Origin of the sequence: Candidatus Magnetominusculus dajiuhuensis, assembly GCF_046044395.1 — a bacterium.
GTDB classification, from domain to species: Bacteria; Nitrospirota; Thermodesulfovibrionia; order Thermodesulfovibrionales; family Magnetobacteriaceae; genus Magnetominusculus; species Magnetominusculus dajiuhuensis.
In genome coordinates this window covers 1-5,997 of record NZ_JBJUSG010000173.1, presented here as the reverse complement: position 1 = coordinate 5,997, position 5,997 = coordinate 1, and the positions used below count along the sequence as shown (strand labels likewise).

The 5,997-nt window shown below is 46.2% G+C and carries 6 protein-coding genes; 1 reads left to right on the top strand and 5 read right to left on the bottom strand.

The window, feature by feature from the left end; all coding sequences use genetic code 11:
- Window positions 1–323 precede the first annotated feature (323 nt).
- Window positions 324–698, top strand: a complete 375-nt coding sequence (locus AB7D94_RS16095) for a hypothetical protein (RefSeq protein WP_420267039.1) — start codon at window positions 324–326, stop codon at window positions 696–698.
- A gap of 95 nt (window positions 699–793) precedes the next feature.
- Here the strand turns inward: AB7D94_RS16095 and AB7D94_RS16090 are convergent, their stop codons facing one another.
- The 5 genes from AB7D94_RS16090 to AB7D94_RS16070 form a co-directional block, all read right to left on the bottom strand.
- Window positions 794–2,383: a tetratricopeptide repeat protein gene (locus tag AB7D94_RS16090; protein WP_420267038.1), complete on the bottom strand. Its 1,590-nt coding sequence runs from the start codon at window positions 2,381–2,383 to the stop codon at window positions 794–796.
- Window positions 2,358–2,894 carry an LPD3 domain-containing protein gene (locus tag AB7D94_RS16085; protein WP_420267037.1) on the bottom strand — a complete coding sequence of 179 codons (537 nt, stop codon included), beginning with the start codon at window positions 2,892–2,894 and terminating at the stop codon, window positions 2,358–2,360. Before AB7D94_RS16085 ends, AB7D94_RS16090 begins: the two co-directional genes overlap by 26 nt.
- Before the next feature lie 210 nt (window positions 2,895–3,104).
- A complete protein-coding gene (gene phaC, locus AB7D94_RS16080; protein WP_420267036.1) occupies window positions 3,105–4,208 on the bottom strand; it encodes a class III poly(R)-hydroxyalkanoic acid synthase subunit PhaC in 1,104 nt (367 codons plus the stop codon).
- Window positions 4,205–5,287 carry a poly(R)-hydroxyalkanoic acid synthase subunit PhaE gene (locus tag AB7D94_RS16075; protein WP_420267035.1) on the bottom strand — a complete coding sequence of 361 codons (1,083 nt, stop codon included), beginning with the start codon at window positions 5,285–5,287 and terminating at the stop codon, window positions 4,205–4,207. The genes phaC and AB7D94_RS16075 overlap by 4 nt, the downstream gene beginning before the upstream one ends.
- A 66-nt stretch (window positions 5,288–5,353) precedes the next feature.
- The gene (locus tag AB7D94_RS16070; RefSeq protein WP_420267033.1) at window positions 5,354–5,785 is read right to left on the bottom strand and encodes a hypothetical protein; all 432 of its coding nucleotides are present in this window, start codon (window positions 5,783–5,785) and stop codon (window positions 5,354–5,356) included.
- Window positions 5,786–5,997 lie beyond the last annotated feature (212 nt).

The following is a 5,997-nucleotide window of genomic DNA, read 5'->3' as shown; positions in this document are numbered from 1 at the left end:
CCTGTACGGTTCGGAGGGAGGGGAGGTGAGAGCCTTCCCTACCCCTATTGTCCTTGTGCCTCAGAATATGCACAATCATCATGAAACTCCCACTAAAGGGAGGATTCCGGACAAGCCGGAATGACGGCAAGGGACAAAGCGGAGTGATTGCATAGGTATCTTCTGCTTTATTTTTCTAATGCGACCGCCCTGCACTGCTACTTTACAAAATACCCCTCAATATGTGACAATAGTTGGAGAAACGGTGGAACTTTATCCTCTCTATGAGGCGTCATCTAAATGGGCGTCAACATTAGGAGCACAACGAAAGGAGGCGACAATGTATGGATATAGATACGCAGCCTAAAAAGTTTGAAAGGAGAAAAGGCCCTGATATAGTCGCAAAGTCCATAGGTTGGGTTATTACGGCCTGCTGGCTGATGATCTTCGTCGTATGGGCGTATGTGTATTACGCGAGGCCGGAACAAGCTTCAATCTTCGACCCGAACAGTATATACAGCCGCGCCAGGTCATACTGGGATATATCCATGTTAAAAAAGGCATTCATCGCAATAAATGCCCTGCTTCTGATATCATTGATCGGCCTGGCTATAAGCACTGTGAGGCACAACAGAAAAACAGACAAGGCCCCCATAACGCTCATAATTATGGTTATTACGTCGCTTATAGGTATGTTCATTATTTATTTCCAGTTTTAAGACCAGAATGCAGTCAAAGAAGTAATGCAATCAAAGAGGTGTCGAATCACCCTGAGCTTGTCGAAGGATGCTCCGATTACTTGTTTATCAGCAATTTAGTATGAGGCCATAGCCAGGTTTGACTGTGCCCGCGCATATTTTGGGTTAATTGACAAGGCCTTTTGAAACAATGCGACCGCCGTCTGCCGTTTGCCTGAGTTCATCATAGCCTCACCAAGTCCGTTGTATGCCTCAGGGATGTCAGGCCTTATGGCAATGGCCTTGCTATAACTCTCCGCGGCCTTGTCAAACTGGTGAATCCTCATATAGACGGCTCCCTTGTTGATAAAAACATCGGCGCGGGTTGGCTCTATCTCTATTGATCTGTCAAAGGCGTCAAGGGACTGCTCATATTTGCCCTCCTCCGCAAGGACTGTGCCAAGGTTGTAATACAACAAAGCGCTCGTTTTAATCGTCCCGGCTGCGTGTTTTAGTAAGACGGTGGAGTTCTGCCAATATCCAACCTGCTTAACCGAAAGTGTAACAGACGACAAGATAATAGCCATGACGGCTGCCAAAGATAATATTCTTAGGGATGGACGTTCAGCCATCTTTGAAGGCAGCGCATAGGCAGCGGCGATAAAAAGCCCAATAAAGGGGATGTACGTATACCTGTCGGCCATCCCCTGCGCACCCACCTGTACGATGCCTATAACCGGTACCAACGCACCCAAAAACCAAAACCAACCAGTAAAATAATATGGCGACCTTTTAACAGTCATCACCACACATACCGACAATGCCGACAGTATTATAAGCGCCCCAATCCACTGCCACGCCTCTACCAGCTCCATGCGGGGATAAAAAACCGACAACTCTGTCGGCATAAGCGCGTTTTTCAGGTACTTCACATACGACACCAGCACATTGGCCACGCGAAGGGGAAGGGGCAGTTCGGTTAAGGAGATTACGGCCTTATAGTTTTTCTGTGCGAAGTAGGTTATGACACTAAAGACGCCGGAAATAGCGAACATGGGAATTTTCTCTATGATAAGTTTGGCTACCCCTGTCTGTCTGAGCCGCCCTAACGGCCAGTTATCTAGTAGCAGGAGCACAAAGGGGAGTGTCACAAGCATCGGCTTTGACATCAGGCCAGGTATAAATAAACAAATCACATACATGTATCTTTTCAGCGATGGCCGCTCTGTGTATTTCACATAGGCAAACATCGCGGCAAACCCAAACAACGCGCTTAACAGTTCCTTACGTTGCGACACCCATGCAACAGCTTCAACATGGGCTGGATGAAGGGCAAACAACGCGGCAATAAACGCGCCTCGCCAAACATCCCCCGTCATTTCCTTAAGAAGAAGGAATAACAGTATGGTGTTGATTGTGTGAAGTATAAGGTTGCTGATGTGATGCCCGCCCGGTCTTGCCCCGTAGAGCGCCACGTCAACCATGTGAGAAAGCCACATCAGGGGAATCCAGTTGCCATCAAGGGTAGTCGTAAACGCCCACTTAATACCCTGAACCGTGAGGCCACTAAGCACGTAGGGATTATTGGTTATGTGTATTGCGTCGTCAAATGAAACGAAGCCGAAGTCTTTAACAGGTAAAAACACTATCAGGGCAGCCGCGCTAAGCATTAGCACAACGGCGTCAGCAGGGTCAATCCCTTTAATTATCTTTAGAAGTCTTGACATTTTTAAGCAAATCTTCTAAACTAGCAGTATAAGCCTGCTGCTCCATACGGGACGCGCTGCCTGAAAGGGTATCTCCCGTGTGCAAAGCTCGGCCTGCAGCGGGCTTTTCTATTTCTGTGAGTCTGTGGTCGTAATACCGCCTCCCATATTTAGTTTCTTTTACCGTCAATGTTACTCTATAAAGTCTGTTGTCTATTTCTAAGGGAGCACAAAAAATGTGGATGTTTTTAATATGAGGATTATTGTCTCTATCTGGACGTGATTCAACTTTGACGGCATTTTCTATCATTTCAGGGATTGCCCTCACAGTTTCAATGTGATCAATAGGTACTAATCGTTCTCCACTCAATACTTTTTTAATGCCCTTGCCTGTTATGTCTATTCCCCAACCAGTATCTTTGTTGACTAAAGACTTCCCCTGTATGTTCTCTCCAGCCCATTTATAAGCCTTTTTCCTTGCCTCCCATATCTCATCACCAAACATCTTGCCATCAAGTTTTGTTACTTTCATATCCGGCATGACCGGCCTTGAAAACAACTCTTCTGTTGGCCATGCGGTTGGCCTGACACATAATCCTTAAACAGTTTTGCCTTAACCATGTTGGGCATATTTGACTGGAGGAATCATCCATCTGCCAACAGACAAGGCGGCGAAATGGCTGTACACACTTGTCGCCGCCTGTCCCAATTACGCGGCTTGCCCGCCGCGTGTCATCCGGGTTTATTGATGTTTAGCTGGTTTTTTGGCGGGTTTGCCGTCTGCCCTTTTATGCAGCCAGTTGGCAATCGCAGGGGCAAGCTCTTTTTGCGACTTGCCGCCTACAAATACTCCGATGTGTCCGCCCTTAAACTCATAGAGCTCCTTGTCGGTACTTCCTACCAGGTCGTTCAATGGCTTTGTCGCATCAGGCGGTACGATGTGGTCGCCTGTGGCAAAGATATTCAGAAGAGGCATGGTAAGGTCTTTGAGATTTACCGATTTATCGCCAATCCTGAGAGTACCCTTTATGAGTTTATTGCCCTGGTACATGTCCTTAATAAATTGCCTTATGGTCTCGCCGGCCTGGTCGGGGCTGTCGAATATCCATTTCTCCATTCTGAGGAAGTTCAGGAGTTTTTCCTTATCCTCTACCACGTCAAGCATTCCAATGTATTTGCCGACATTAAGGGTTATGGGCATGAGCATGAGGAAGCCTGAGTTAAGGAAATCCCCCGGCACTATACCATAAGCGTCAACCAGCGCGTCGGCATTCATGTTCCTTGACCAGTTAAACAGCAGCCCTTTCTTAACTGAGAAATCTATTGGAGTAACCAGTGTTATAAGGTTTTTGATCTTCTCAGGATAGATGGACGAGAATATTGTGCTGAAAGTCCCGCCCTGGCAAATACCCATCAGGTTTACTTTATCTATGTTGGCCGATTCCCTTATATAGTCAACGGCGTCATTCATATATACGTTGATGTAATCGTCCATGCTCAGGTATCTGTCGGCGCGGGTAGGATAACCCCAGTCAATGATGTAGAGGTCAATGCCGTGGTCAAGCAGATTCCTTACAATGCTCCTGTCTGGCTGCAGGTCAAGCATATACTCCTTATTGACCAACGCATAGACGATAAGCACGGGTACGCTGCACGTTACCTTGTCATTCTTATAGTGGTAGAGTTTCATCTTGTCCTGCTGAAAGACAAGCTCCTTCTGAGAAGTGCCTACATCAATGTCTTCAATCTGTAAGATAGTCTCAGAGCCTTTGAAGATTTTGGTGCTGATATCGCCTATCTCTTTTGCCAGGCTTTTAGAATCAAATGCTACAAAAGGCGTTTTCATTGAGCAACCTCCTTATCATTTTTCACGTTTAGTTTTTTCTCAAGTACGCGTACCTTTTTCTTCAGTTCGTACAGTGTCTTATACATATCGTCTATCTCGGAACGCACCGGTATCGGGAAGTCCGAAAGATAAAGCTCCAGCAGTTTGTGAAATTGTTTTCTGAACTCAAGGGCTGACTCAAGCAGCGCACCCTGAATAGAAGAGAACTCCTCTGTGTTAAACAGCTCAAAGTACTCGGCTTCGTTGATTTCAGTCCACATCTTGTAGAAATCGTTGTAACTCTTAATCTCTTCTCCGGCCTTAATTTTATCGGCAATCGCTTCAACTACCTTCTTTGAGGCCTTCTCTCCGGCTATGTATATCTTGTGCTGGAACTCCGCGTTCTTAGCGATGTAAACGGTATACATGTCCAACGTCCTGAGGAGAAGCTCCAGCTTTTCTCTGTCTTTCCCTACCTGAGGGGATTTAAATGCCTTTCCGAATGTCTTTTCAAACGCGCCATAGAAATTATGAAAGACATTTATGCTGGCGTTAGGATCGTTTCCCGAGGATATATCGAAAAACGAGGTCATGCTTTTTTGTACGGCATCAAGCCACGGACTGGCAAAATTCTGCGCGGACGCCCCCCATGTCTCAACCACCTTTGAGGACTGGCCGAGGAGTTCCGACGCCGATTCCGGATTTGTAAAGCCGAAGAGTTTATCCATGAGGCCCTTCAGTTTGATTGGATCAGCTAAATCTTTCATATTGTCCGGGTCTAAGGCATTGTCCTGAGCCGCCTTAATGACGGGCTGCCAGAACTCATACACCTTCATGTACGAATCGAATCCCTGAAAGACCTTTGATACGGTGTCCTTGCCGAGGCCAGCCGGATACTTCTTCATCATTTCGTCAATTGAGCCGCCTACGGTCTTAAACCACACGTTGTACAGACCCATAACGTCGCCACCTGAGCTGTCCTTAGGCATCCCCATTGAGGGAAGGCCTTTTGACAGATTGGTTGCCGTCTGGACCCAGTTGTTAATGAATTCCTTCTGAACTTTCAACAGCGACTCAAAGAAAGACGCGGTTCCTTCCATCTGTAAATCCTCCTCATATCTATTAGATTTTATGTAAATTCTCAGGCCGCAAGCGCCCTATTGCATCTATTTCTTTATGTCCTTGAAAAGCTCAAAAAAAGTCTTTGCCATCTCCTTGCTCATCTCAAGCTGCTTTGCCAGTCCCTCCTGCCAGGCATCCTGGATGCCCCTGCTGCCTTCCTCAAACATCTTGAGATTCATCTTCTGCACTACCTCTTTTAAAAAGGCGTTTTCCTTCTTTAAAGATTCGTTTTCTTCCAGGACTTCCTGATGCTTCTTTTGTGATACAAAACCAAATCCAGAGTAAAACTCGGCCATCTTCTCAAAGACATCCGGTCCAACGCCAAACACATCTTTTTTTGCCGGAGCCATGTTGAAAAACTTAGCAGCCGCCTGCGCCCCCTCCTGCTGCATCCTGGTAAAATAATCCGTAAACATGTCCTTAACAAGGGGGTTGCTGTATAAGGCTGCCAAATCTTTTAAAAAAATTTCATTCACGGCGTCCTCCTGATTTATATTGAGCCAACCAATTCATATTGAGTCAACCAACCCACATCAAGCCGACTCACGTTGAACCGGCCGATTCGGGATATAACTGTTCTGCTTAGGAAGTCTACAACTATTTTATATAATAAGTCAAGCATCCTTTGTCCTCGTGTCGTACCAAAGTAGAAATGTCCTATTCTTACCAAAATAGAAATGTCCTATTC